The 24,399-nt window shown below is 61.1% G+C and carries 27 protein-coding genes; 24 read left to right on the forward strand and 3 right to left on the reverse strand.

The annotated features are described in order from the left end of the window. The first annotated feature begins 108 nt into the window (after positions 1-108). From AC07V9_RS20895 to AC07V9_RS21005, 23 genes are all read left to right on the forward strand, one after another. Positions 109-588, forward strand: coding sequence for a DUF2778 domain-containing protein (locus AC07V9_RS20895; protein WP_495017543.1), 480 nt, complete (start codon positions 109-111; stop codon positions 586-588). Then, complete coding sequence (locus AC07V9_RS20900) at positions 588-878, forward strand: hypothetical protein (RefSeq protein ID WP_495017544.1); 291 nt, start codon at positions 588-590, stop codon at positions 876-878. The genes AC07V9_RS20895 and AC07V9_RS20900 overlap by 1 nt, the downstream gene beginning before the upstream one ends. A gap of 388 nt (positions 879-1,266) precedes the next feature. Then, positions 1,267-2,469, forward strand: coding sequence for a precorrin-6y C5,15-methyltransferase (decarboxylating) subunit CbiE (gene cbiE / locus AC07V9_RS20905; protein WP_495017545.1), 1,203 nt, complete (start codon positions 1,267-1,269; stop codon positions 2,467-2,469). After that, the gene (locus AC07V9_RS20910) at positions 2,469-3,566 is read left to right on the forward strand and encodes a cobalt-precorrin-5B (C(1))-methyltransferase (protein WP_495017546.1); all 1,098 of its coding nucleotides are present in this window, start codon (positions 2,469-2,471) and stop codon (positions 3,564-3,566) included. The genes cbiE and AC07V9_RS20910 overlap by 1 nt, the downstream gene beginning before the upstream one ends. Next, the gene (locus AC07V9_RS20915; protein ID WP_495017547.1) at positions 3,563-4,294 is read left to right on the forward strand and encodes a cobalt-precorrin-6A reductase; all 732 of its coding nucleotides are present in this window, start codon (positions 3,563-3,565) and stop codon (positions 4,292-4,294) included. Before AC07V9_RS20910 ends, AC07V9_RS20915 begins: the two co-directional genes overlap by 4 nt. Before the next feature lie 94 nt (positions 4,295-4,388). Then, positions 4,389-4,727, forward strand: a complete 339-nt coding sequence (locus AC07V9_RS20920) for a type II toxin-antitoxin system RelE/ParE family toxin (RefSeq protein ID WP_495017548.1) — start codon at positions 4,389-4,391, stop codon at positions 4,725-4,727. Continuing rightward, positions 4,727-5,050, forward strand: coding sequence for a helix-turn-helix domain-containing transcriptional regulator (locus AC07V9_RS20925; RefSeq protein ID WP_495017549.1), 324 nt, complete (start codon positions 4,727-4,729; stop codon positions 5,048-5,050). The genes AC07V9_RS20920 and AC07V9_RS20925 overlap by 1 nt, the downstream gene beginning before the upstream one ends. A 68-nt stretch (positions 5,051-5,118) precedes the next feature. Beyond that, positions 5,119-5,535 carry a DUF2946 domain-containing protein gene (locus AC07V9_RS20930; protein WP_495017550.1) on the forward strand — a complete coding sequence of 139 codons (417 nt, stop codon included), beginning with the start codon at positions 5,119-5,121 and terminating at the stop codon, positions 5,533-5,535. A gap of 53 nt (positions 5,536-5,588) precedes the next feature. Then, positions 5,589-6,062, forward strand: coding sequence for a copper chaperone PCu(A)C (locus AC07V9_RS20935; protein WP_495017551.1), 474 nt, complete (start codon positions 5,589-5,591; stop codon positions 6,060-6,062). Positions 6,063-6,100: 38 nt separating this feature from the next. Then, on the forward strand, positions 6,101-6,547 hold the full coding sequence (locus AC07V9_RS20940; RefSeq protein WP_495017552.1) for a DUF2946 domain-containing protein: 447 nt from the start codon (positions 6,101-6,103) through the stop codon (positions 6,545-6,547). Between the two features lie 84 nt (positions 6,548-6,631). Further along, the gene (locus tag AC07V9_RS20945; protein WP_495017553.1) at positions 6,632-8,005 is read left to right on the forward strand and encodes a PepSY-associated TM helix domain-containing protein; all 1,374 of its coding nucleotides are present in this window, start codon (positions 6,632-6,634) and stop codon (positions 8,003-8,005) included. A 335-nt stretch (positions 8,006-8,340) separates the two neighbouring features. Further along, positions 8,341-9,606, forward strand: coding sequence for an urea ABC transporter substrate-binding protein (gene urtA / locus AC07V9_RS20950; RefSeq protein WP_495017554.1), 1,266 nt, complete (start codon positions 8,341-8,343; stop codon positions 9,604-9,606). A 177-nt stretch (positions 9,607-9,783) separates the two neighbouring features. Beyond that, positions 9,784-11,376, forward strand: coding sequence for an urea ABC transporter permease subunit UrtB (gene urtB, locus AC07V9_RS20955; protein WP_495017555.1), 1,593 nt, complete (start codon positions 9,784-9,786; stop codon positions 11,374-11,376). Further along, a complete protein-coding gene (gene urtC, locus AC07V9_RS20960) occupies positions 11,376-12,455 on the forward strand; it encodes an urea ABC transporter permease subunit UrtC (RefSeq protein ID WP_495017556.1) in 1,080 nt (359 codons plus the stop codon). Before urtB ends, urtC begins: the two co-directional genes overlap by 1 nt. Next, complete coding sequence (gene urtD / locus AC07V9_RS20965; RefSeq protein WP_495017557.1) at positions 12,452-13,306, forward strand: urea ABC transporter ATP-binding protein UrtD; 855 nt, start codon at positions 12,452-12,454, stop codon at positions 13,304-13,306. The genes urtC and urtD overlap by 4 nt, the downstream gene beginning before the upstream one ends. Before the next feature lie 147 nt (positions 13,307-13,453). Next, a complete protein-coding gene (gene urtE, locus AC07V9_RS20970) occupies positions 13,454-14,152 on the forward strand; it encodes an urea ABC transporter ATP-binding subunit UrtE (RefSeq protein ID WP_495017558.1) in 699 nt (232 codons plus the stop codon). Between the two features lie 49 nt (positions 14,153-14,201). Further along, positions 14,202-15,047 (forward strand): urease accessory protein UreD, encoded by an 846-nt coding sequence (locus AC07V9_RS20975; RefSeq protein ID WP_495017559.1) that lies wholly within the window; start codon positions 14,202-14,204, stop codon positions 15,045-15,047. 153 nt (positions 15,048-15,200) lie between these two features. After that, positions 15,201-15,503: an urease subunit gamma gene (locus AC07V9_RS20980; protein ID WP_495017560.1), complete on the forward strand. Its 303-nt coding sequence runs from the start codon at positions 15,201-15,203 to the stop codon at positions 15,501-15,503. A gap of 29 nt (positions 15,504-15,532) precedes the next feature. Further along, entirely contained in the window at positions 15,533-16,072 is a 540-nt protein-coding gene (locus tag AC07V9_RS20985; protein WP_495017561.1) for a GNAT family N-acetyltransferase, read from the forward strand. A gap of 49 nt (positions 16,073-16,121) precedes the next feature. Beyond that, positions 16,122-16,658, forward strand: a complete 537-nt coding sequence (locus AC07V9_RS20990) for a GNAT family N-acetyltransferase (protein WP_495017562.1) — start codon at positions 16,122-16,124, stop codon at positions 16,656-16,658. Beyond that, positions 16,655-16,963 carry an urease subunit beta gene (locus AC07V9_RS20995; protein WP_495017563.1) on the forward strand — a complete coding sequence of 103 codons (309 nt, stop codon included), beginning with the start codon at positions 16,655-16,657 and terminating at the stop codon, positions 16,961-16,963. The genes AC07V9_RS20990 and AC07V9_RS20995 overlap by 4 nt, the downstream gene beginning before the upstream one ends. A gap of 93 nt (positions 16,964-17,056) precedes the next feature. Then, positions 17,057-18,757 carry an urease subunit alpha gene (ureC, locus tag AC07V9_RS21000; protein WP_495017564.1) on the forward strand — a complete coding sequence of 567 codons (1,701 nt, stop codon included), beginning with the start codon at positions 17,057-17,059 and terminating at the stop codon, positions 18,755-18,757. A 216-nt stretch (positions 18,758-18,973) separates the two neighbouring features. Further along, positions 18,974-20,107: a sensor histidine kinase gene (locus tag AC07V9_RS21005; protein ID WP_495017565.1), complete on the forward strand. Its 1,134-nt coding sequence runs from the start codon at positions 18,974-18,976 to the stop codon at positions 20,105-20,107. Positions 20,108-20,266: 159 nt separating this feature from the next. Here AC07V9_RS21005 and AC07V9_RS21010 read toward each other — a convergent pair whose 3' ends face one another. Together AC07V9_RS21010 and cbpA are read right to left on the reverse strand one after the other, a co-directional pair. Continuing rightward, positions 20,267-20,566 (reverse strand): chaperone modulator CbpM, encoded by a 300-nt coding sequence (locus tag AC07V9_RS21010; protein ID WP_495017566.1) that lies wholly within the window; start codon positions 20,564-20,566, stop codon positions 20,267-20,269. A gap of 2 nt (positions 20,567-20,568) precedes the next feature. Next, complete coding sequence (gene cbpA / locus AC07V9_RS21015) at positions 20,569-21,528, reverse strand: curved DNA-binding protein (RefSeq protein ID WP_495017567.1); 960 nt, start codon at positions 21,526-21,528, stop codon at positions 20,569-20,571. 301 nt (positions 21,529-21,829) lie between these two features. Here cbpA and AC07V9_RS21020 point away from each other — a divergent pair, with 301 nt between their 5' ends. Beyond that, complete coding sequence (locus AC07V9_RS21020) at positions 21,830-23,095, forward strand: Hsp70 family protein (RefSeq protein ID WP_495017568.1); 1,266 nt, start codon at positions 21,830-21,832, stop codon at positions 23,093-23,095. A gap of 125 nt (positions 23,096-23,220) precedes the next feature. On the opposite strand, the gene AC07V9_RS21025 is transcribed toward AC07V9_RS21020, so the two are convergent. Beyond that, positions 23,221-24,231 (reverse strand): AI-2E family transporter, encoded by a 1,011-nt coding sequence (locus tag AC07V9_RS21025; RefSeq protein ID WP_495017569.1) that lies wholly within the window; start codon positions 24,229-24,231, stop codon positions 23,221-23,223. Positions 24,232-24,399 lie beyond the last annotated feature (168 nt).

Here is a 24,399-nt window from a genome sequence, read left to right on the forward strand (position 1 = left end):
TGTTCAACGGCAATGTTCAGAACACGAGGAAGAGTGATGAGATTTACCGACCAGCCCCCTGCAAATACCACGCTGGCAGTCCAGCCCACTTAAACCTGGGAAATTAATATGATCAGATGTCTCTTCAGATTGAATGGACAAGGCATTTCAACGCTGGTCTGTCCTGGTATTGGCTTTTTCCCCGCCTACTCGGGACATGAAGGTCCGACACGAAACAATCCGGACCACATGGCGACTCCGGACAGCGGGCCTCTTCCTACCGGGCGGTACTACATTGTAGATAGACCGACAGGTGGTCTTTATTCAAGGCTAAGAGCACGTGCGAGGTCGATCACGAGCGGGTCCGATCGCAACTTGTGGTTCGGGCTCTATAAAGACGACGCCGACATTGACGACGAGACCTTCATTGAAAGCGTCAAGCGAGGGCAGTGCCGACTCCACCCTGCTGGCTATTCGGGCGTATCCGAGGGCTGCATAACCCTCCCGAGTCACACCAACTACGCCCTGTTGAGAAATGCATTGATCCAGTCTGCCGCATTCAGAATATCGCCGACGCTTGTCGCCTATGGCACGGTCCAGGTGTATTGATGAAACCTTTAAGATTTGCTTTTTACTGGACGATATTCTTTGCATTTTTTATTGCCTTCTCTTTTTTGACCGAACTATTTCTCTCCATTACATCGTTCGGTAATGCCTTGAAAAACACCCCACCCTATAGCGAAGAATTTACACAGCCATGGGCATTCGAGCTGATCACTCTGGCGGTATCACTCACTGCAAGTCTTGCGTTCACGTTTTGGCGTTTTCCGGCATCCAGAAAATCCTCAGGCAATACCACCAGCCAAATCGCCCACCTTCTGAAACCAGCTGCATTATAGCTACTTTATCTGGGGTCTTACGCTGGGCTGTATGTGATCATCAGCGACCGTATTGAATCCATATGGCAGCGAGAACTACTCATTAATACTTATGCCGTGATGAGCACTGCGTCATGGGATCTCATTCAACAAGGTGTTTTAGTGCTCTTACCGCTGGTGGCGAATATCGCGTTCATTTACCTGACAATGGCAGGCGCGTCTAAACTTCGTAAACGCCCTCCCTCCATCAAATGAACATCCCCCCTAGGCAGTCCCGCTCGTCCGTGCCCACCCACTGCTTCGTTTTCGCCGCATCAGCGCGATCCGGAGCTTGACGCGGTATCATGCCGACCTTATCCACAGGCCACACAAACCGGCCTGTCGCAAGCATTGGGTCTGAGGGCAATACATGTCGCCGTGGCTGACAGTCGTGGGAATCGGTGAAGACGGCTACAAGGGGCTGGGCCGCAATGCGCGCCACGCGCTGTTGCAGGCGCGGCAGGTGTTCGGCAGCTCGCGTCAGCTCGACCTGTTGCCGCCGTGCATTCAAGCCGAACGGCGTCAGTGGCCGAGCCCGTTTTCTCTGCAGTCAGTCCTTGAACAGCGTGGCGAACCGGTTTGCGTGATCGCCAGTGGCGACCCGATGCTGTTCGGCGTGGGCGTGAGCCTGTCGCGTCAGGTGCCCATCGAGCAGATGCGCGTGATTCCCGCACCCTCTTCTTATTCACTGGCGGCAGCGCGGCTGGGCTGGGCGTTGCAGGATGTGGTAACGCTGTCGGTGGTCGCCCGCCCCCTGGCCGCGCTGAATGCCCAGTTGCATCACGGCCTGCGTTTGCTGGTGTTGAGCAACGATGGCGCGAGCCCTGCGGCGATTGCAGCGCTGCTGCGCGAGCGTGGGTTTGGCCCAAGCCACATCACTGTACTCGAACACTTGGGCGGCCCATCGGAGCGGCGCGTCGACGGCATTGCGGCTGACTGGTCGGACCCGGACATCGCCGCGCTGAATCTGGTCGCCATCGACTGCCGCGCCGAGCCGAACACCCTCCGCCTGTCGCCCCTCGGCGGTCTGCCGGACGAGGCGTTCCGCCACGACGGCCAATTGACCAAACGCGACGTGCGGGCGATCACGCTGGCCCGTCTGGCGCCGCTGCCTGGCCAGCTGTTGTGGGACGTCGGCGCGGGCTGCGGTTCCATCGGCATTGAGTGGATGCGCGCGCACCCGACGTGTCGTGCGGTGGCGATCGAGGCCAATGAAGAGCGTCAGCAAATGATCGAATTCAATCGCGATGCGCTGGGCGTGCCCGGCCTGCAACTGGTCCGTGGCCGTGCGCCCGATGCCCTTGAAGGCCTGGAACAACCCGATGCAATTTTCATCGGTGGCGGCGTCACCCGTAGCGGCGTGCTGGACAGTTGCTGGCAGCAGTTGCGCTCGGGCGGCAGGCTGATTGCCAACGCTGTCACCTTGCAAAGTGAGGCGACGCTGGTCAACTGGCGCGAGCAACATGGCGGCGAGCTGACGCGCATTCATCTGGCGCACTCCAAACCGTTGGGCAAATTCGACACTTGGCGTCAGGCGCTGCCCATCACCCTGCTCGAGGCGATCAAGCCCTGATGCGCGAGGAAACCGCCGAGCAACCCGCGCCCCTTCGCAGCGGCCTGACCACGGGCAGCTGCGCCACGGCCACCTCGCTGGCGGCGGCGCGTTTGCTGCTGGCGGGTGAGGTGAACGACGCCATCGAGATCACCCTGCCCAAAGGCAAGCAGGTGCAGATGCGCCTGGAGTTCTGCCGCCTGCTCGAAGGCGGCGCGCAAGCGGGGACGATCAAGGATGCCGGCGATGATCCGGACGTCACCCATGGCGCGCTCTTGTACTCGCAGGTGCGGCTGATTTCCGAACTGGGCGTGCGATTCGTTGCTGGCCCCGGAGTTGGAACGGTGACCCGTCCCGGCCTGGTGTTGGGCGTTGGCGAACCGGCCATTAACCCGGTGCCCCGGCGCATGATGACCGAACACCTGACGCGGCTGGCCGCAGAAGTCAGCTACGCAGGCGGGTTTGAAGTCACTGTTTGCGTCGAAAACGGCAGCGAACTGGCGCTCAAGACCATGAACCCGCGCCTGGGCATTCTCGGCGGCCTGTCGATTCTCGGCACCAGCGGTATCGTCCGGCCATTCTCCTGCGCGGCGTACATCGCCTCGATTCATCAGGGCATCGACGTCGCCAAGACCAATGGGTACTCACACATCGCCGCCTGCACTGGCAACGCCAGCGAAGACACTATGCGCCGGGTCTACGGCCTGCCGGACATCGCCCTCATCGAGATGGGCGACTTCGTCGGCGCCGTGCTCAAGCATCTGCGCAAGGTGCCTGTGGGCAAACTCAGCCTGTGCGGCGGTTTCGGCAAGATCAGCAAACTCGCCGCCGGGCACATGGACCTGCACAGCCGCCATTCCAGCATCAATCTTGAGCAACTGGCGCAATGGGCGGCGGATGTCGGCGCCGATGCCGAGCTGCAGCAGATGATGCGTGAGGCCAATACCAGCCAACAGGCGCTGGCCATGGCGGCGGCAGCCGGCGTGGCGCTGGGCGATGCGGTCTGTCAGCACGCTCTGGACTTCGCTCGCAGCGTGGTGCCTGCGCAGGTGCAGATCGAAGTCTTCGCCATCGATCGCCAAGGCGGGATCGTCGGCCATGCCGGAGCTTTTGCATGAAGCGCATCCTGCTGCTGGGCGGCGTGACCGAAGCCCTGGCCATTGCCCGAACCCTCGGCCCCGAGCACATCTACAGCCTGGCGGGTGTGGGGCGGGTCCCGAGCGATCTGCGTTGTCAGGTGCGTGTCGGGGGCTACGGCGGCGCTGAAGGGCTGGCGCAATTCGTACGGGCTGAAGGGATTGATCTGATTCTCGATGCGACTCACCCCTACGCCGCGCAGATCAGCCAGAACGCCGCCACGGCCGCAAAACTCACCGGCATCCCCTGCTGGGCCCTGCGTCGCCCCGCGTGGCAGGCAGGCCCCGACGACGATTGGCGCGAGGTCGCAGACTGGTCCGAACTGATCACCGTTCTCGCCCCGTTCAAGCGCCCCCTGTTCACCCTGGGCCGCGAGCCGCTGGAGCATCTGCACGAAATCCCCGAACACCAGTTCTGGACCCTGCGCGCCCTCGACAGCTACCCCGGCAACCCACGTTGCGAAGTCATCGGCGCGCGCGGGCCGTTTCAGATTGAAGATGAGCGGGCGTTGTTCAAGCGCCGCAACATCGACGTGCTGATCAGCAAGAACAGCGGCAGCAGCGCGACCGAGCCGAAGCTGGAAGTGGCGCGGGAGCGTGGGGTACCGGTGCTGGTGTTGAAACGGCCGGTGTTGGTGGGGGTGGATCGGGAGTTTTTTACTGCAGATGAGGCTTTAGCAGCGTTGGAGACCTATCAGGCGGGCGCATAAATATGTAACGCACCGGCTCAACTGATAAGCAGGAAAATCAGCTTTCCTAAAAGCTGATGGCCATAAGGTAACCTAATAGTTACCATCATCCCCAATGATCACCGTTCAAGAATATCTATCCAAAGATCAGAAACGCCCGTTTCATCAGTGGTTCTCCACCTTGCCCTCTGCCGCAGCGGTGAAAGTGAGCACGGCCTTGGTCAGAATGGAGTCTGGTAACACCTCTAACATTAAATGGTTGGAGGGATTGGGCGAGTACCGAATCAACTGGGGACCGGGATATCGGATTTATCTGATCCAGGAAGGTGAAAGACTGATCATTCTGTTCGGTGGCGGCACAAAATCGGGGCAATCCGCAGACATCAAGCGTGCCCGCACCCTGATTGCAGATTACAAAGCCGAAAAAAAGCAAAAACATGAGCGAGGTGCCTGATGGCTCTTACCCGCAGCTACAAACATACGATCACCGAGAGAGTCCAACGTGATCCTGAGTTCGCGCAAGGCTTGCTGGATGAGGCTGTGACTCTTTTCCTCAATGGCGAGCCAGAGATTGCGCGAGTGATTCTTCGCGACCTTGTCAATGCCACGCGAGGATTTGAGGCGCTGGCGCGAGAGACCGAAAGGCCAAGCAAAAGTCTTCATCGAATGCTTTCAGCCCACGGGAATCCAAGCATGGACAATCTGGCGGCCATTCTTGGTGCCATGCGTTCCTGGTTGAAGGTAGACATTCAGGTGACTGCGGTTCCAGCCCAATAGCCCTACCGCGACATAACGCCGCACCCACACTTTTTACATCTCACGGCCATTCAGGCTAAATGGCCGACATGAAAGAACAACAACGCACCTTCATCAATCTCAAACGGCGCCGGGCTTTTGCCTGGGTGGCGCTGTTCGGGTTGCTGTTCGCGATGTTGGCCATGCCCATGACTCCAACCATGCCGCGCACGCAAGGCGAGCAACTGGTGTGGGGCAGTTTCTGTACGAGCAGTGGCACGCGGCTGGTGGCGACGTCGATCGCGCCTGCCGATCAGGGCGCGCCCAGGCGCAATGATCATGTGCTGATGCAGCACTGCCCGTGCTGTTCCGGGGCGCTTTCGATGGTGGCGGTGCCGTCCGGCAATCAGCTGGGTTTCCTGGTGTTCGTTCAGCAGGTTCATCTGCCGGAAGCCGTGCTGGTGTTCCACGCGCCGCCGCGCATTCTGTGGCCCAACCTCAATCCCCGCGCCTCCCCTCGAGTCTGATCGTTCGTTCACGCTGTACGCCGCGTATCTGAATGGATTGGAGACTCCTGTCGATGTTGAAGAAACTACTGTTGCTGGCAGCGCTGCTGTCGCCTGCCTGCTACGTTGAAGCTCATGAGTATGCAAAGGGCCATCTCGCAATCGCCCATCCGTGGTCGATGGAGCTGCCGCCGAATGCGCCGACGGTTGCGGCGTATTTCGTGATCAGCAATGCGGGCCCCGACGCCGATCGTCTCACCGGCGTCGACAGTCCCATCGCCGGCGCCGCTCAATTGCACGAGCACGTGACCCAGGACGGCCTGATGAAGATGCAGCAGGTACAGACGGTGGACATTCCGGCTGGCGGCGCGGTGACCTTCGCCCCCATGGCTTACCACGTCATGTTGCTGGAGCTGAAAGACCGCTCGAAGCTGACAGACGGCCAGACCTTCCCGTTGACCCTGCACTTCGAGAAAACCGGAGACGTCACGGTTCAGGTCATGGTGCAGAAACAGGCACCCGACGCCGCGCCCGTGCACACTCATTGACTGGCCCTGACCGTCGTAGCTGAAGCCCAATGAGCCGCATGTCCGCGATCCGCAGCAGCGCCGCCCCCGCACCCCGCAAGACGTCGGGTGCGTGGCTGAGCCTGTTCGCCATGCTGATGATCTTCATCGGCCCGCTGATTTCGCAGTCGATGCCGATGGAGCATCACGCAGGCATGCCGATGTCGGCGTCGATGCCTGCCGACATGGACATGTCGCAAACCTGGGGCATGTCGGCGGGCGATCACAGCGGGCATCACGCTGCAGCGGACGATGGGGCGGGCGTCGATCATGTCATCTGGGCCAAGTGCGGCTATTGCACCCTGCTGTTCAGTTGCCCGGCGCTGACGCAGACGCTGGCCGTCGCAGCGCCTGTCCCGCCGAAACCTGCGCACTTCTATAACGCGGCCCCACAACCGGGCCACGCTCAGCGCAACGTCTTCCTCAACGCCCGCAGTCGCGCTCCGCCCTTCGCTGCCGTCGTCTGAACCCTAAAAAGATCCGTATCCGTTGACGGCGAACTGGCCGTTGACGCGCTGCGCCGTGTTTTTCCCTGACGGGAGCGTTGCACCATGTCCAAACCTAATGTGTCGTTCTACAACCTGGCGTGGCGCTGGCATTTCTATGCCGGCCTGTTCGTTGCGCCCTTCATGATCCTGCTGTCGCTGACCGGGATCGTGTATCTGTTCAAGCCGCAACTCGATTCATTCATGTACCACGACCTGCTGACAGTCAAACCGGCCCATCACCTGCTCACCGCCGATGTGCAGCAACAGCGGGTGCTCGAGGCCTACCCCAAGGTGCTGATCAGCAAATACCTGCCGCCGGTGAACGCTGAAAGCAGCGCGCAGTTCGTGGTCAAGCAGGAGGGTCGTGAGGTGAACCTGTTCATCGACCCTTACAGCGGCAAAATCCTCGGCGCTCAGGACGCCAAAAACAATCTGCAAGCCATGGCCCGCGAGCTGCACGGCGAGCTGATGATCGGCACGGTCGGTGATCGTCTGGTGGAGTTGGCTGCAGGCTGGGGCATTGTATTGGTGGTTTCAGGGCTGTATCTGTGGTGGCCGCGGGGGCGTTCTTCGGCAGGCGTGCTGTGGCCTCGGATCAGCGCCAAAGGTCGCGTGCTGTGGCGTGACCTGCATGCCGTGACCGGTTTCTGGGGTTCGGTGGCGCTGCTGTTCATGCTGCTCAGCGGCATGACCTGGACCGGCCTGTGGGGCAAGGTGTACGCCGATGTGTGGAACACCTTTCCGGCGGCGATGTGGAATGACGTGCCCAAGTCCGACAAACAGGCGAGCGAGCTGAACACTGCCGCCGTGCAGACCGTGCCGTGGGCGATGGAAAACACGCCGATGCCGGTGTCGACGGGCGATCACGCCGAGCATATGAATCATGGCGCCATGTCCAGCGCGCCGGCTGCGCCGACCCTCACCTTGCAGCGTGTGGTCGACATCGCCAAAGAGCGCAAGATCGAGCCCGGCTACAGCATCAGTGCGCCGAAAACCGCCGATGGCGTGTTCACGGTGTCGGTGTTCGCCGACGACCCGCACAACGACGCCACGCTGCATGTCGATCAGTACAGCGGCAAGGTGCTGGCGGACGTGCGCTATGCCGATTACAGCGCGGTGTCCAAGGCCACGGAGCTGGGCGTGATGCTGCATGAAGGCAAGATGTTTGGCTGGCTGAATCAGCTGATCATCCTGTTCATCTGCCTGATGGTGCTGCTCAGTTCGGTCAGCGGCATCGTCATCTGGTGGAAGCGCCGCCCGCAAAATGGCTGGGGTGTTCCGCCGCTTCGCCATGATCTGCCACGCTGGAAAATCGCGACCGTGGTGATGATTGCGCTGGGCTTCGCCTTCCCGCTCGTCGGGATTTCGATGATGGCAGTATGGTTGCTCGATCGGATAGCCCGTTCGCGCTTTGCCAAATCGGCGGCAACAGCTTAGATTGCGTCCTGCGGGGCCTGAGACCTTATTGAGTGGTTTAGTGATGAATTCCTCCTCATTTCCGGTCTCAGGCCCCGTTCCCATTTGTGCAGCCCGCTGCACGCTGTAAAAACCTGTCGACCCCGACAACTTCCTCGCACCACATCAGCGCACCCTGCGCACCACCACTCCGACTTCAGCCCACATTGGTGCACCCCCTCCTCTGCGCGCGACGCATTCATTCGATTTTGCGACGTTTCAGGCGTTGGCCCAGCCTTTGCTAAAGCCTGATTAGCCTCAACCTCTGCACCGCCAACTGCAGTCATTTCAAAAAAATCAAAGAATGGAGCTAGCCAATGAAGCGTCGTAGTTTGCTAAAAGCGTTCACCTTGTCCGCATCGATCGCCGCTATGGGTATGACCTGGACCGTCCAGGCCGCCGAGACCATCAAGGTCGGCATTCTGCATTCTTTGTCCGGCACCATGGCCATCTCCGAGACTTCGCTCAAGGACATGGCGTTGATGACCATTGACGAAATCAACGCCAAAGGCGGCGTCAATGGCAAGAAGCTGGAGGCGGTGGTGGTGGACCCGGCGTCCAACTGGCCACTGTTCGCTGAAAAAGCTCGCCAGTTGATCACCCAGGACAAGGTCTCGGTGGTGTTCGGCTGCTGGACGTCGGTGTCACGTAAATCGGTGTTGCCGGTCTTCGAAGAACTGAACGGCCTGCTGTTCTACCCGGTGCAGTACGAAGGGGAAGAGATGTCGCCGAACGTGTTCTACACCGGCGCTGCCCCTAACCAGCAGGCGATTCCTGCGGTCGAGTACCTGATGAGCGAGGACGGTGGCGCGGCCAAGCGCTTCTTCCTGCTGGGCACCGACTACGTCTACCCACGCACCACCAACAAGATTCTGCGCTCGTTCCTGCACTCCAAAGGCGTGAAGGACAGTGACATCGAAGAGGTCTACACCCCGTTCGGCCACAGCGATTACCAGACCATCGTGGCCAACATCAAGAAGTTCTCTGCGGGCGGCAAAACCGCTGTGATCTCCACCGTCAACGGCGATTCCAACGTGCCGTTCTACAAGGAACTGGGCAACCAGGGCCTGAAGGCCACCGATGTTCCGGTCGTTGCATTCTCCGTGGGCGAAGAAGAGCTGCGTGGCGTGGACACCAAACCGCTGGTGGGCAACCTGGCGGCCTGGAACTACTTCGAGTCGGTCAAGAATCCGGTGAACACCAAGTTCGTTGCCGACTGGAAAGCCTACGCCAAGGCGCACAACCTGCCGAACGCCGACAAGGCCGTGACCAACGACCCGATGGAAGCCACCTACGTGGGTATCCACATGTGGGCGCAGGCGGTCGAGAAGGCCAAGTCCACCGATGTCGATAAAGTTCGCGAAGCCATGGCCGGCCAAACCTTTGCCGCGCCGTCGGGCTTCACCCTGACCATGGACAAGACCAACCACCACCTGCACAAGCCGGTGATGATCGGCGAGATCAAGGCCGACGGTCAGTTCAACGTGGTCTGGAAAACCAAGGAGCCAATCCGTGCTCAACCTTGGAGCCCGTTCATTCCAGGCAATGACAAGAAGCCTGACTACGCGGTGAAGAGTAACTAAGCCGCGTTAAAGGTCGCTCTTGCGTATAGCGCATGAGCGACCCGACGCGTCGCCTGAACATCCTTCGCGAATGAATTCGCTCCCACAGGGGAATGCGATCTTCTGTGGGAGCGAATTCATTCGCGAAATGCCTCAACGCGGTTTCTCTGCTGTACGCCGACACCAAGGCCAAACGATATGCCCAGATCTCTCTACCGCCTCATCCTCGCCCTGAGCCTGTTGCTGCCCTTCGCAGCCCACGCCAGCGATGCCGGCGACTTTGTCGCGGCCGAATCTTCCGAACGCGCTGAGCTGCTGGAAGCCTGGGCCGCCAAGCCCGACCCGGCGCGGGTTGAACTGCTGGTTGCCCTGCAGGAAGGTCGTGTGGCCGCCGACAGCAGCAATCGGGCGTTCATTCAGAACAGCGACGACAGCTTCACCCCGGTCGACCCGAACGCTTTGGCCTCTGCCGACGCGCCCAATCCCGACGAACCCCAAGCCATCAGCCTGAACAACCGCCTGCGCGGTCTGGTGGAAACGGCGCTGGCCAGTCACCAATTGCTCGCCGCCGACGCCAAGCTGCGTCTGGCCGCTGCGCTGACCCTGCAAAAAAGCGCCCGCCCTGCCCAACTTCAACTGCTGATGCAGCAGGTGGCCGCAGAAAAAGACGACGCCGTGCATTCCGCTCTGAGCCTGGCGCTGGCCAATCTGCAACTGGTCGATACCAGCCCTACCGTGCGTCTCGCCGCGGTGCGCTTGCTGGGTGAAACCGGCGACCCGCTGGCCCGCACCCGCCTGCAGAACCTGCTCGAACCCAACGTTGAAACCGACCCCACCGTGCGCCTTGCCGCCGAAACCAGCCTGGCGCAAGTCAAACGCAAGCTGATGATTGGCGAAGTGATCGGCCAGGTGTTCAGCGGTATTTCCTTGGGCTCGATCCTGCTGCTCGCCGCACTCGGGCTGGCGATCACCTTTGGTCTGCTGGGCGTGATCAACATGGCCCACGGCGAGATGCTGATGCTCGGCGCCTATGCGACCTATGTCGTGCAGATCATGTTCCAACGTTACGCACCCGGCGCCATCGAGTTCTATCCGCTGGTGGCGCTGCCGGTGGCGTTCTTCGTCACGGCCTGCATCGGCATGGCGCTGGAACGCACGGTGATTCGTCACCTGTACGGGCGCCCGCTGGAAACCCTGCTCGCCACCTGGGGCATCAGCCTGATGCTGATCCAGTTGATTCGCGTGGTGTTCGGCGCGCAGAACGTCGAAGTGGCCAACCCCGAATGGCTGTCCGGTGGCATTCAGGTGCTGCCGAACCTGGTGCTGCCGTACAACCGGATCATCATCATTGGCTTCGCGCTGTTCGTGGTGCTGCTGACCTGGCTGCTGCTGAACAAGACCCGCCTGGGCCTGAACGTGCGCGCCGTGACCCAGAACCGCAACATGGCCGCCTGCTGCGGCGTGCCCACCGGGCGCATCGACATGATGGCCTTCGGGCTCGGCTCCGGCATCGCAGGTCTGGGTGGCGTGGCGTTGAGCCAGATCGGCAACGTCGGCCCTGACCTGGGCCAGAGCTACATCATCGACTCATTCCTGGTGGTGGTGCTCGGCGGCGTCGGTCAACTGGCCGGTAGCGTGATGGCGGCCTTCGGGCTGGGCATCGCCAACAAGATTCTCGAACCGCAAATCGGCGCAGTGCTGGGCAAGATCCTGATCCTGGCGCTGATCATTCTGTTTATCCAGAAACGTCCGCAAGGTCTGTTCGCGCTCAAAGGACGGGTGATCGACTGATGAATCAGCCATTGATGGTTACTGCCGCGCAACGCGCTGGCGCCAAAGTCACGATCTCGCTGGGCGCCGTCATCCTCGCCCTGCTGATCGCCCTGCCGCTGCTCTCCCTGCTGCCCGAAAGCAACAGCCTGCAAGTGTCGGCCTACACCCTGACGCTGGTGGGCAAGATTCTCTGTTACGCCATCGTCGCCCTGGCGCTGGATCTGGTTTGGGGTTACGCGGGCCTGTTGTCTCTGGGCCATGGTCTGTTCTTCGCCCTGGGAGGCTACGCAATGGGCATGTACCTGATGCGCGAAGCCTCGGGTGACAGCCTGCCTGCGTTCATGACCTTTTTGTCGTGGACCGAGCTGCCGTGGTACTGGGTCGGCACCCAGCACTTCCTTTGGGCCATGTGCCTGGTGGTGTTGGCGCCGGGCCTGCTCGCGCTGGTGTTCGGTTTCTTCGCCTTCCGCTCGCGGATCAAGGGCGTGTATTTCTCGATCATGACCCAGGCCCTGACCTTCGCTGGCATGCTGCTGTTCTTTCGCAACGAAACCGGTTTTGGTGGCAACAACGGCTTCACCAACTTCCGCAGCATTCTGGGTTTCAGCATCACTTCCCAAGGCACGCGAGCGGTGCTGTTTCTGCTCACCGTGGCTTTGCTGGTCGGCAGCCTGTTCGCGGGTTGGCGCCTGGCGCGCAGCAAGTTCGGCCGGGTGCTGACGGCTGTCCGAGATGCTGAAAACCGCCTGATGTTCTGCGGCTACGACCCGCGCGGGTTCAAGCTGTTCGTCTGGGTGCTGAGCGCTGTGTTGTGTGGCTTGGCGGGGGCTCTGTACGTGCCGCAGGTAGGGATCATCAACCCCAGCGAAATGTCGCCAACCAACTCCATCGAAGCCGCCGTGTGGGTCGCCCTGGGCGGTCGCGGCACGCTGATCGGCCCGCTGTTGGGGGCCGGTCTGGTCAACGGCATGAAGAGCTGGTTCACCGTGGCCTTCCCTGAATACTGGCTGTTCTTCCTTGGCGCGCTGTTCATTGTGGTGACGTTGTACCTGCCCAAAGGCGTGATTGGCCTGATGAAGAAAAGGGGCGAACAATGAAAAGCACACCCACTCCCGCATTCGATCCGGTGTTGGACCCGAACAGCGATGCCGGCACCAGCCGCGACGCCATCGGCCTGGGGCAAGTCGCGGGCAAAGGCCTGAACACGCTGCACGGCACGATCCTGACCCTGGAAAGCATCAGCGTCAGCTTCGACGGCTTCAAGGCGCTGAACGACCTGAACCTGTACATCGGCGTGGGCGAGCTGCGTTGCATCATCGGCCCCAACGGCGCGGGCAAGACCACGCTGATGGACGTGATCACCGGCAAGACCCGCCCCAGCCACGGCACCGCCTGGTTCGGCGAAACGCTCGACTTGACCAGGATGAGCGAAGTGCAGATCGCCCAGGCCGGGATCGGTCGCAAGTTCCAGAAGCCCACGATATTCGAAGCGCTAAGCGTGTTCGAAAACCTGGAGCTGGCGCAGAAGACCGACAAATCGGTGTGGGCCAGCCTGCGTGCCAGGCTCAATGGCGAACAGCGCGACCGCATCGACGAGGTGCTGGAGACCATTCGCCTGACTTCATCGATGGCGCGGCCTGCGGGGCTTTTGTCCCATGGGCAGAAGCAGTTTCTGGAGATCGGCATGTTGCTGGTTCAGGACCCGCAACTGCTGCTGCTCGACGAGCCAGTGGCGGGCATGACCGACGCCGAAACCGAATTTACCGCCGAACTGTTCAAGAGCCTGGCAGGCAAGCATTCGCTGATGGTGGTCGAGCACGACATGGGCTTCGTCGGCACCATCGCCGACCACGTCACCGTGCTGCACCAGGGCAGTGTCCTGGCTGAGGGATCGCTGGAAGCAGTGCAGGCGGATGAGCGGGTGATTGAGGTTTATCTGGGCAGGTAACGCAGATCTCGAATCCCCCCTGTGGGAGCGAATTCATTCGCGATGCGGGGGTACATCCAGCACATCTCCAACGCCTGAACCACCGCATCGCGAATGAATTCGCTCCACAGTGGATCGCGGTAGCCACAACAGACGAGAACGGACTTTATGCTCCAGGTTGAAAAGCTTCACCAATACTACGGCGGCAGCCACATCCTGCGCGGCCTGTCTTTTGATGTGAAGATCGGCGAAGTCACCTGCCTGCTGGGCCGTAACGGCGTGGGCAAGACCACCTTGCTGAAAGTGCTGATGGGCCTGCTGCCCGCAAAGGAAGGCGTGGTGCAGTGGGAAGGCAAGCCGATCACCGGTTTTAAGCCCCATCAGCGTGTGCATTCGGGCATCGCTTACGTGCCCCAGGGACGTGAAATCTTCGGCCGCCTGACGGTGGAAGAAAACCTCTTGATGGGCCTGTCGCGTTTCCCTGGTTCCGAAGCCAGGGAAGTGCCCGCCTTCATCTACGAGCTGTTCCCGGTGCTGCTGCAAATGAAGCATCGTCGTGGCGGCGACCTGTCCGGCGGTCAGCAACAGCAACTGGCAATCGGTCGCGCCCTGGCCAGCCGCCCTCGCCTGCTGATTCTCGACGAGCCGACCGAAGGCATTCAGCCCTCGGTAATCAAGGAGATCGGCGCGGTGATCAAGAAACTCGCAGCCCGTGGCGACATGGCCATTTTGCTGGTCGAGCAGTTCTACGACTTCGCCGCCGAGCTGGCCGATCAGTACATCGTCATGTCCCGTGGCGAGATCATTCAACAAGGCCGCGGCGAGCAGATGGAAGCCGAAGGCGTGCGTGGTCTGGTGACCATTTGACGCGCCGATCGGCTAAGGTACACGCCTTCGAAAAACGATAACGAACACTATGAATCTTCCTGCCCACACCGCCCTGTTCACGCCCAGCTGGCATGCCGAGCTTGCGCTGGGCTATGGGCGCTTCGGCGACACCACGCGCCCGACCCTGCGTCGCCACAAAGGCCCGCTGCGGGTGCAGAAACACCTCTACGCCGAAGGCCCTGAAGTCTGCCAGCACATCATCGTTCACCCACCGGGCGGCATTGCCGGAGGTGACCGGCTGGACATCAGCGCCAGCGTCGGCGCCGATGCCTGGGCGCAACTGACCAGCCCCGGCGCCGCCAAGTGGTATCGCGCAGCGGGCCCCGCTTATCAACAGCTTGAGTTGAAGGTCGCAGCGGGCGCGACCTTGGAATGGCTGCCCCAGGAAACGATCGTCTTCAGCCAGGCCAAGGCCGAACTGACCACGCGCATCGAGCTTGAAGGCGATGCGCGGCTGCTCTACTGGGACGTCGTGGCGCTGGGGCGTCCGGCCAGTGGCGAGCGTTTCGATGAAGGCCACTTTCAAGCGCACCTGGATATTCGTCGCGACGGCAAACTGCTGTGGCATGAGCGCCAGCGCATCACGGGTAATGACGGGTTGCTGGATTCGCCAGTGGGCCTGTGCGGCAAACCGGTGTTCGCGACGCTGATCGTGACTGGAGAAATCGACGCCGCGCTGATGGAGCGTTGCCGCGAACTGGCTGAACATTCGCCCGTGCGCGGGGATTTGAGCCAGCTGCCGGGGTTGATCATCGCGCGCTGCCTGGCCGATGAGGCGCTGCATGCGCGGGGCTGGTTGATTGAATTATGGAAGCTGCTGCGGCCTGCGCTGTTGGGCAGAGAAGCGGTGGCCCCGAGAATCTGGAGCACATGATTTTTTGGGTTGGCCAGACCGACGTCATCGCGAATGAATTCGCTCCCACAGGGGTACGCATTCCAACTGTGGGAGAGAATTCATTCGCGAAAGATCGTCTGACAACGACGATTCAACGGGCAAACGCCCAACCGATTTGAAACGGAAAAACACATGGACCTGACGCCACGCGAAAAAGACAAGATGCTGATCTTCACCGCAGGCCTGGTGGCCGAGCGGCGACTGGCCCGGGGCCTGAAGCTGAACTACCCCGAAGCCATGGCCTTCATCTCCGCTGCCTTGCTAGAAGGCGCGCGCGATGGGCAGACAGTGGCTGAACTGATGCATTACGGCACCACCCTGTTGACCCGCGAACACGTCATGGAAGGCATCCCGGAAATGATCCCGGAGATCCAGGTCGAGGCCACGTTCCCGGATGGCACGAAGCTTGTCACCGTGCATCAACCGATTGCCTGAAACGCCTTTTTGAACAAGTGAAAACGAACATGGCCTATACGATTCGTGACGCACTGCTGACTGACATGCCTGCCGTGCTGGACATCTACAACGACGCCGTCCTCAACACCACGGCGATCTGGAACGAACAACCGGTGGACCTGGCCAACCGCGAGGCCTGGTTTGCCGCGCGCCAGACTCAGCGCTATCCGATCCTGGTGGTCGTCGATGACGCCGATCAGGTGCTGGGCTATTCCTCGTTCGGCGACTGGCGCCCCTTCGAAGGCTTCCGTCACACCGTCGAGCATTCGGTCTATGTGCGCGCCGACCAACGCGGCAGCGGCCTGGGTCCTTTGCTGATGAAGGCGCTGATCGAACGGGCGAAAACCTGCGACAAACACATGATGGTCGCGGCCATCGAGAGCGCAAACGCCGCCTCCATTCACCTGCATGAACGGCAAGGCTTCATCACCACCGGCCAGATGCCGCAAGTCGGTACCAAATTCGGCCGCTGGCTGGACCTGACCTTCATGCAGCTGGACCTGTCGCCGGGCGCCGATGCGCCGCCGTCGCAGGCGCCAGCCAAGTAAACCGTTAGCACCCATGCGCCCTGATTGCTCTTTCTGAAGGAAGCCAACCATGAATGCTGCTCAGTTACGACGTGTCACCGCCGAAAGCTTCGCGCACTACCGTCACGGTCTGGTGGCGCTGTTGATGGACGCGGTACATCGGGGTGCGTCAGTGGGTTTCATGGCGGATCTGGGCGCTGATGAGGCGTATACCTGGTGGGAGGGCATCAAGACCGACGTCGAGCAGGGCAAAGTGCTGTTGTGGGTCGTGGTGCAGGAAGAACAGGTGCTGGCCACGGTGCAACTGGCGCTGTGCCAGAAGGCCAATGGCCTGAACCGCGCCGAAGTGCAAAAGCTGCTGGTGATGCACCACGCCCGCCGCCACGGCCTGGCCACGCAACTGATGCAGGCCGTGGAACAGGCGGCCGATCAGCACCAACGCGGCCTGTTGTTCCTGGACACCCTGTCCGGCTCACCCGCCGAGGCGTTCTACCGCGCGCTGGGTTATCAGCTGTGCGGCCGGTTGCCGGACTACGCCTGCAACCCGGACGGCGAATATCACGCCACCGCCATCTACTACAAGTTACTGTCGAGGAAGAGCGCATGATTCCTGGTCAATACCAGATACAGCCCGGTGACATTGAGCTCAATGTCGGACGCCGGACGATCACCCTCAGCGTAGCCAACAGCGGCGACCGGCCGATTCAGGTCGGCTCGCATTTTCACTTTTTCGAGACCAACGACGCCCTCACCTTCGACCGCGCCGCCAGCCGCGGCATGCGCCTGAACATCCCGGCCGGCACTGCGGTGCGCTTCGAACCGGGCCAGGCGCGGGAAGTCGAGCTGGTGGACCTGGCCGGGCAGCGCCGGGTGTTCGGCTTCGCCGGACGGGTGATGGGCGATTTGGATTGACGCAAAACCTGTAGGAGCAACCGGAGGTTACGACGGTCGCGATAGCGAGCACCGCGAGCGGTCTCAAATCCAATTGAATCTCAAGGCATGCGCATGAAAATTTCGAAACAAGCCTACGCCGACATGTTCGGCCCCACCGTCGGTGACCGCGTGCGTCTGGCCGACACCGAGCTATGGGTCGAGGTCGAGAAGGACTTCACGGTCTATGGCGAAGAAGTGAAATTCGGCGGCGGCAAGGTCATTCGTGACGGCATGGGACAAGGCCAGCTGACCGCCGATGACGTGGTCGACACCCTGATCACCAACGCGCTGATCATCGACCACTGGGGCATCGTCAAGGCCGACGTGGGCCTTAAAGACGGGCGTATCGCCGCAATCGGCAAAGCAGGCAACCCGGACATTCAGCCGAACGTCACCATCGCCATTGGCGCGGCCACCGAAGTCATCGCCGGTGAAGGCATGATCCTCACTGCCGGCGGCGTCGACACGCACATTCACTTCATCTGCCCGCAGCAGATCGAAGAGGCGCTGATGAGCGGCGTGACCACCATGATCGGCGGCGGCACCGGCCCCGCAACGGGAACCAACGCGACCACCGTCACCCCCGGCAAGTGGCACATGATGCGCATGCTGCAGGCCGCCGAAGCCTTCCCGATGAACATCGGCTTCACCGGCAAGGGCAATGTCAGCGTGCCTGAGCCGTTGATCGAGCAGGTCAAGGCCGGCGCCATTGGCCTCAAGCTGCATGAAGACTGGGGCACCACGCCAGCGGCCATCGACAACTGCCTGAGCGTCGCCGATCAGTACGACGTGCAGGTGGCGATCCACACCGACACCCTGAACGAATCCGGTTTCGTCGAAACCACCCTCGGCGCGTTCAAGAACCGCACCATCCACACCTATCACACCGAAGGTGCCGGTGGAGGCCACGCGCCGGACATCATCAAGGCCTGCGGCTTCCCTAACGTGCTGCCGAGCTCGACCAACCCGACACGCCCGTTCACCCGCAACACCATTGACGAACACCTGGACATGCTCATGGTCTGCCATCACCTGGACCCGAGCATCGCCGAAGACGTGGCCTTCGCCGAGAGCCGCATCCGTCGCGAAACCATCGCCGCCGAAGACATCCTGCACGACCTGGGCGCGTTCTCGATGCTCAGCTCAGACAGCCAGGCCATGGGCCGCGTGGGCGAGGTGATCATGCGCACCTGGCAGACCGCCGACAAAATGAAGCGTCAGCGCGGGCCGCTGCCAGGCGACGGTGAGGGTAACGATAATTTCCGCGCCAAGCGCTACATCGCCAAATACACCATCAACCCTGCGATCACTCACGGCATCAGCCATGAAGTAGGCTCGATCGAAGTGGGCAAATGGGCGGACCTGGTGCTCTGGCGCCCGGCGTTCTTCGGCGTCAAACCGACGCTGATTCTCAAAGGCGGCTCCATCGCCGCCAGCCTGATGGGCGACGCCAACGCCTCGATCCCGACCCCGCAACCGGTGCACTACCGCTCGATGTTCGCAAGCTTTGGCAGCTCCCTGCACGCCAGCAGCCTGACCTTCATCAGCCAGGCGGCGTTCGATGCCGGCGTGCCGGAGCAACTGGGTTTGAAGAAGCAGATCGGCGTGGTCAAAGGATGCCGCAGCGTGACCAAGGCCGACCTGATCCACAACGACTACCTGCCCAAGATCGACGTCGACCCGCAGACCTATCAGGTCAAGGCCGACGGCGTGCTGTTGTGGTGTGAGCCAGCGGACGTGCTGCCGATGGCGCAGCGGTATTTCCTGTTCTGACGCGGCATTGCGCAAACTCCTGTGGGAGCGAATTCATTCGCGAAAATAGCCGGGGCGATGCACCTCTATCGCTCGGACTGGCCTCTCGCGAATGAATTCGCTCGCACAAATTGATCCACCCACGGCCTGGTACGCTCATTCCCTGTTCTTCCTGCCACAACATGGCGCTAAGATGGCCCCTCTTCTTCCAGCGCCACGCCAGCAAGGTTGTCCCCCATGCGTCTTTCCGACTTCATCGTCCACAACGTGGACCGCATCGTCGATGAATGGGAAAAATTCGCCGCCACGCTGACGCCTGCGGCGGATTCGATGAACAGTGTGGAATTGCGCGACCACGCCAAATCCATTCTGCTGGCTGCTGCGCGGGACATGAACACGGCCCAGACCAAGGCCGAACAGATCGCCAAATCGCAAGGTGAGGAAGTCGGCAAGACGCCAACGCTGGATCAAGCGGCGGCCAGCCACGGCGAGCTGCGCCACACGGTCGGGTTCGATCTGGTGCAGATGACTTCGGAATTTCGCCACCTGCGCGCCACGGTTATCCGCTTTTGGGTTGAAAGCCTGACTTCCCCGGAGATCGCGTATTTTACGGACATGATCCGTTTCAACGAGGCTATCGACGAAGCCCTGGCCGAATCCACCGCCGCGTACGCCGAACGGGTCAATCGCTCGCGGGATATCTTCCTGGCGATTCTCGGCCACGACCTGCGTGCGCCATTGCAGGCGATTGGCATGTCGTCGGAGATCCTGATGCGCAAAGCGGGCATCAGCGAAGCCGACATGGCCTACATCAAACGCATCAAGAGCAGCAGCCGGCACATGTCGACGATGGTCAATGACCTGCTGGAGTTCGTGCGCAGCCGTCTGGGCGCGACCCTGCCGGTCGAACGCAAGCCCATGGAAATGACCGCCGCCTGTCGCGATGCCATCGATGCCGCGAGCGCAGGGCAGCCGGATTGCGACCCTGTGTTCACCACCACGGGCGACACCCACGGCGAATGGGACAGGGCAAGGGTCGACCAGTTGTTGCAGAACCTCATTGGCAACGCATTGCAGCACGGCGCCTCGACTCACAAGATCAGCGTGTCGCTGATAGGCGGCGAGCATCATGTCAGCCTTTCGGTGCACAACGAAGGCGAGCCGATTGCCGAAGAGGCCATCGGCAGCATCTTCGACCCGCTGGTGCGCTCGATCAATGAACAGGCCGGCACCCACAACCCGTCCACCAGCCTTGGGCTGGGGCTTTTCATCGTCAAGGAAGTGGTCAATGCACACGGCGGAAGCATCACCGTGACGTCGAATTTCGGTGATGGGACCACGTTCACCGTGGTGTTGCCAAAGAAGGGGTGAGCCGCATCACATCATCGGATGTGCGCATTTCCCTGTGGAAGCGAATTCATTCGAGATGCATTCGGTCTGGCGATAAACATGCATCGAATGTACCGCCGTTTCGCGAATGAATTTGCTCCCACAGGGGTCGTGCGCGGGTGCACGTTTCGCGACGCACACTCAATCCTGCAAAAACCTGCCCAACCGCTGCTTGAGCATGCGGTTCTCGGCCCGGACTTGCTCAAGCTCGTCCAGCAAGTTCAACGCCAGAGCGACGCCGTCCCACTCCATGGCCAGATCGTGATGCAACTTGGCCGCACGCTTGGCAATCGACAGCGAAGACGTGTCGAACAGCCAATCGTCCGGCCTCTGCCCCTGGGGTTCGACGATGCCGTGCTCGACGATTTCGATGACATAGGCGACCGGCATGTCGACCACCTGACAGAATTCCTGCATGTCTACGACCAGGGTGTTACTCATGATCAGTTACTCCATTGAGCCCTCGGATCGAAAGCGGCCTGCTCGGCCAGTTTTTCCCACAGCGCTTTGGTGGCGTCGTCGGTGGACTTGGGCATGACGATCTTCAACTGCGCGAACAGATCACCACGCTGGCCTTGCTTGTTCAACAGACCATTGCCTTTGACCCGTAGTCGCTGCCCGCTCTGACTGTCCGGACGAATGGTCAGGTTGATCTTGCCGGTCAGGGTCGGCACGGCCACCTTGGTGCCCAGCGCCGCTTCCCACGGGGCCAGCGGTACAGTGATGATCAGGTCATGACCTTCGACGTCAAAGCGCGGATGCGGCGCCAGACGAATGGTCAGGTACAGATCGCCGTTTTCGCCGCCGGCAACGCCCGGAGCGCCCTGGCCCTTCAGACGAATGCGCTCGCCATCGGTGACACCCGCCGGGATCTTCACGTTCAGGTTCTTGGTGATGTCCGCCATGCGCTGACCATTGGCGCTGTGCTGCGGCACCTTGAAGCTGATCTTCTTCGACTCGGTGGAGAGGGTTTCTTCCAGAAAAATCGCCAGGTCCAGTTCCACGTCTTGCCCTCTACGTCCGCTGCTGCGCGGGCGTCCGCCCGGCTGGCCACCACGATTGCCGAAAATCGAACTGAAGAAGTCGGAAAAATCCCCGCCCTCGAAACCGCCGCCCGCGCCGCCAAAGCCGCCGCCCGCGCCACCGCGACCCTGCCAGCCCGGAGGCGGCTGGAAGCGGCCCTGCTGGCCGTATTTGCGGATGTCGTCATACTCAGCGCGCTTTTCAGGATCGCTCAGCGCTTCGTAAGCCTCGGAGGCCTCTTTGAATTTGTCTTCCGCGCCAGGCTCTTTGCTGACGTCGGGGTGATATTTGCGCGCGAGCTTGCGATAGGCGGTCTTGATTGTCTTCTCGTCCGCGGTCGGCTCTACGCCCAATATCTTGTAATAGTCTTTGAAGTCCATCTAACGGTCACCCATTCCGGAGTATCCAGCACAGTTGCGTACCGCGTTATCAGATGAGAACGTCGACCGCGCTGAATGTTGCAAGGTTATCGGCACACGGCCTCGCGCGCTTGAAACGGGTTTCAAACCGGGCCGAATGCAATGAAGAGTTGCCTGCTAGATTGGGGGTGTCGGGCCCTGATTCAAGCCGTCAGGGTGAAATCAGGCGTCTGTTGCGCGAAAAACCGACGTTGCGCCCTACGAATCCGGCGCCCACTGGCATACACTGCGCGGCCGTTTTTTTGACCGGAACGCACAGAACATGAGCACCCCATCCCCAGCCCGTGCCCTTGGCATCGACTTCGGCACCTCCAACTCCACGGTCGGCTGGCTGCGCCCAGGAGCGGAAACGCTGATCGCGCTGGAGGACGACAAAATCACCCTGCCTTCGGTGGTCTTCTTCAACATGGAAGAGCGTCGCCCGGTGTACGGCCGTCTGGCGTTGCACGAGTATCTGGAAGGCTACGAAGGCCGCCTGATGCGCTCGCTCAAGAGCCTGCTGGGTTCCAAGCTGATCAAGCACGACACCAGCGTGCTGGGCACGGCCATGCCCTTCAAGGACCTGTTGGGGCTGTTCATCGGCGAGCTGAAAAAACGCGCTGACGCTGCCGCCGGTCAGTCGTTCGAGCACGTGGTGCTGGGCCGTCCGGTGCATTTCGTCGATGACGATGCAGCGGCCGACCAGGAAGCCGAAGACACCCTCGCCGAGGTGGCGCGCAAGATCGGCTTCAAGGACGTTTCCTTCCAGTTCGAACCCATTGCCGCCGCGTTCGACTACGAGTCGACATTGGAACGCGAAGAGCTGGTGCTCATCGTCGACATCGGCGGGGGTACTTCAGACTTCTCGCTGGTGCGCCTGTCCCCCCAGCGGCGTCTGGTCGATGACCGCCAGAGCGACATCCTCGCCACCGGCGGCGTGCACATCGGTGGGACCGACTTCGACAAGCAGCTCAGCCTGCAGGGCGTGATGCCGCTGTTCGGCTACGGCAGCCGGATGAAAAGCGGCGCCTACATGCCCACCAGCACCCACATGAACCTGGCGACCTGGCACACCATCAACTCGGTGTACTCGCAGAAGTCCCAGCTGGCGCTGGGCAGCATGCGTTACGACATCGAAGACACCCTGGGCATCGATCGCCTGTTCAAGCTGATCGAACAGCGCGCCGGACACTGGCTGGCAATGGAAGTGGAAGAGACCAAGATCCAGCTGACCCACGCCGAAAACCGCGTGGTGCCGATGGATCGTATCGAGGCCGGGCTGAATGTCGACCTGACCCGTGAGCTGTTCGAGTCGTCAATCGATTCGCTGCTGGTGCGCGTGCGCGAAAGCGTGACCCGCCTACTGAACGACGCAGGCGTGGGCGTAACGGACGTCGACACGGTGTTCTTCACCGGCGGTTCCAGCGGCATCCCGGCGCTTCGCAACAGCGTCTCGGCGATGCTGCCCAAAGCGCGGCATGTCGAGGGGAACATCTTCGGCAGCATCGGCGCCGGTTTGGCGATCGAAGCGAAGAAGCGCTACGGCTAACATTCAAACGACGCCCCTGTGGGAGCGAATTTATTCGCGATGCGGTGTTTCGGCCGATAGAGACCTATCGGTCCACTGGCCTCTCGCGAATGAATTCGCTCCCACAGAGGGCTATGCAGAGGCAGTCAGACCAGCTCCGCCTTACGCAACTCGCTCTTCAGATACGCGTAATAAATCGGCCCCGCCACCACTCCCGGCAAGCCGAATGCCGCTTCACAGATCAGCATCGCCAACAGCAACTCCCACGACTTGGCACTGATCTGCCCGCCGACGATCCGCGCGTTGAGGAAGTACTCGACCTTGTGGATCACGATCAGATACCCCAACGCCGCCAGCGCCACCCAGATCGACAGCGACATGCCGACGATGAAGATCAGCGTGTTGGACATCAGGTTGCCGACCACTGGCAGCAGCCCCAGCAGGAAGGTCAGCACGATCAGCGTTTTGGTCAACGGCAGGTGCACGCCGCACAGCGGCAGGATCACGGCAAGGAACACCGAGGTAAACGCAGTGTTGAGCAGTGAAATCTTGATCTGCGCAAAGACGATATTGCGAAACGCCTGGCTCAGCAGGTGCAGACGCTCGAACAGCGCGGCGGCCAGGGGCTTGCGCTTGGTGACATCGGGAATGCGTTGCAGCGCGATGATCGCGCCCAGGACCATGCCGATCAGCAGGGTCACGAACATGTGCGCCGCGCCCTTGCCCAACAGTTGCAGCTCGCCGACGTGCTTGGTCAGCCAGGCGCTGAGGGACACCTGAAATTCGGTAGCGCTGGCCGGCAGATAACCATCGATGAACGGCGGCAGCTGACCGCGCGCGCGGTCGACCAGGATCATGAATTTATCGAGGGATGCGCCGGGATTCTCGGCCTCGTGTAGCACGAAACTGATGGCGCCCGCAAAGAGCAAAGCCAGAACGCTGACCACCAACGTGCCCAGCAAAGCCACCGCCAGCCAACGCGCTCGCTCACCGGCGATCAAGCGTTGCAGTTGCGGGGTGAGCATGTCGACCAGTTCATAGACCAGCAACCCGGCGAGCAGGCTGGGCAGCAAGTTGAGCGGTAACACCAGCAGCAGGCCACCGAACACAAGAATGCAGCTGGCCAGATACACATGACGCGGCGAAAACGTTGGCATACAGCCTCAAAACGAGCGGCTTGAAAAGATGGGCAGTCTGCCAGCGTTCCCCGCCCACCACCAGCATCGAGACGCGTCGTTAGTCGCTCTAACTGTCACGCTGCGACCTGTGGGAGCGAATTCATTCGCGATTGGCCAGTACAGGCGATACATCTGCATCGTCTTCGC

This window comes from Pseudomonas sp. GW821-FHT02A11, from assembly GCF_059421985.1.

Coding starts and splice junctions, on each gene's coding strand:
- AC07V9_RS20935 (WP_495017551.1), top strand. CDS start 5,589: ATGTTGAAGAAACTACTGTTGCTGGCAGCGCTGCTGTCGCCTGCCTGC.
- urtB (WP_495017555.1), top strand. CDS start 9,784: ATGCCCAGATCTCTCTACCGCCTCATCCTCGCCCTGAGCCTGTTGCTG.
- AC07V9_RS20945 (WP_495017553.1), top strand. CDS start 6,632: ATGTCCAAACCTAATGTGTCGTTCTACAACCTGGCGTGGCGCTGGCAT.
- AC07V9_RS21020 (WP_495017568.1), top strand. CDS start 21,830: ATGAGCACCCCATCCCCAGCCCGTGCCCTTGGCATCGACTTCGGCACC.
- AC07V9_RS20990 (WP_495017562.1), top strand. CDS start 16,122: ATGAATGCTGCTCAGTTACGACGTGTCACCGCCGAAAGCTTCGCGCAC.
- AC07V9_RS20900 (WP_495017544.1), top strand. CDS start 588: ATGAAACCTTTAAGATTTGCTTTTTACTGGACGATATTCTTTGCATTT.
- AC07V9_RS20895 (WP_495017543.1), top strand. CDS start 109: ATGATCAGATGTCTCTTCAGATTGAATGGACAAGGCATTTCAACGCTG.
- cbiE (WP_495017545.1), top strand. CDS start 1,267: ATGTCGCCGTGGCTGACAGTCGTGGGAATCGGTGAAGACGGCTACAAG.
- AC07V9_RS20925 (WP_495017549.1), top strand. CDS start 4,727: ATGGCTCTTACCCGCAGCTACAAACATACGATCACCGAGAGAGTCCAA.
- AC07V9_RS20995 (WP_495017563.1), top strand. CDS start 16,655: ATGATTCCTGGTCAATACCAGATACAGCCCGGTGACATTGAGCTCAAT.
- AC07V9_RS20930 (WP_495017550.1), top strand. CDS start 5,119: ATGAAAGAACAACAACGCACCTTCATCAATCTCAAACGGCGCCGGGCT.
- AC07V9_RS21010 (WP_495017566.1), bottom strand. CDS start 20,566: ATGAGTAACACCCTGGTCGTAGACATGCAGGAATTCTGTCAGGTGGTC.
- AC07V9_RS20975 (WP_495017559.1), top strand. CDS start 14,202: ATGAATCTTCCTGCCCACACCGCCCTGTTCACGCCCAGCTGGCATGCC.
- AC07V9_RS20920 (WP_495017548.1), top strand. CDS start 4,389: ATGATCACCGTTCAAGAATATCTATCCAAAGATCAGAAACGCCCGTTT.
- urtE (WP_495017558.1), top strand. CDS start 13,454: ATGCTCCAGGTTGAAAAGCTTCACCAATACTACGGCGGCAGCCACATC.
- AC07V9_RS21025 (WP_495017569.1), bottom strand. CDS start 24,231: ATGCCAACGTTTTCGCCGCGTCATGTGTATCTGGCCAGCTGCATTCTT.
- AC07V9_RS20940 (WP_495017552.1), top strand. CDS start 6,101: ATGTCCGCGATCCGCAGCAGCGCCGCCCCCGCACCCCGCAAGACGTCG.
- cbpA (WP_495017567.1), bottom strand. CDS start 21,528: ATGGACTTCAAAGACTATTACAAGATATTGGGCGTAGAGCCGACCGCG.
- AC07V9_RS20980 (WP_495017560.1), top strand. CDS start 15,201: ATGGACCTGACGCCACGCGAAAAAGACAAGATGCTGATCTTCACCGCA.
- urtA (WP_495017554.1), top strand. CDS start 8,341: ATGAAGCGTCGTAGTTTGCTAAAAGCGTTCACCTTGTCCGCATCGATC.
- urtD (WP_495017557.1), top strand. CDS start 12,452: ATGAAAAGCACACCCACTCCCGCATTCGATCCGGTGTTGGACCCGAAC.
- AC07V9_RS20910 (WP_495017546.1), top strand. CDS start 2,469: ATGCGCGAGGAAACCGCCGAGCAACCCGCGCCCCTTCGCAGCGGCCTG.
- AC07V9_RS20985 (WP_495017561.1), top strand. CDS start 15,533: ATGGCCTATACGATTCGTGACGCACTGCTGACTGACATGCCTGCCGTG.
- AC07V9_RS20915 (WP_495017547.1), top strand. CDS start 3,563: ATGAAGCGCATCCTGCTGCTGGGCGGCGTGACCGAAGCCCTGGCCATT.
- urtC (WP_495017556.1), top strand. CDS start 11,376: ATGAATCAGCCATTGATGGTTACTGCCGCGCAACGCGCTGGCGCCAAA.
- ureC (WP_495017564.1), top strand. CDS start 17,057: ATGAAAATTTCGAAACAAGCCTACGCCGACATGTTCGGCCCCACCGTC.
- AC07V9_RS21005 (WP_495017565.1), top strand. CDS start 18,974: ATGCGTCTTTCCGACTTCATCGTCCACAACGTGGACCGCATCGTCGAT.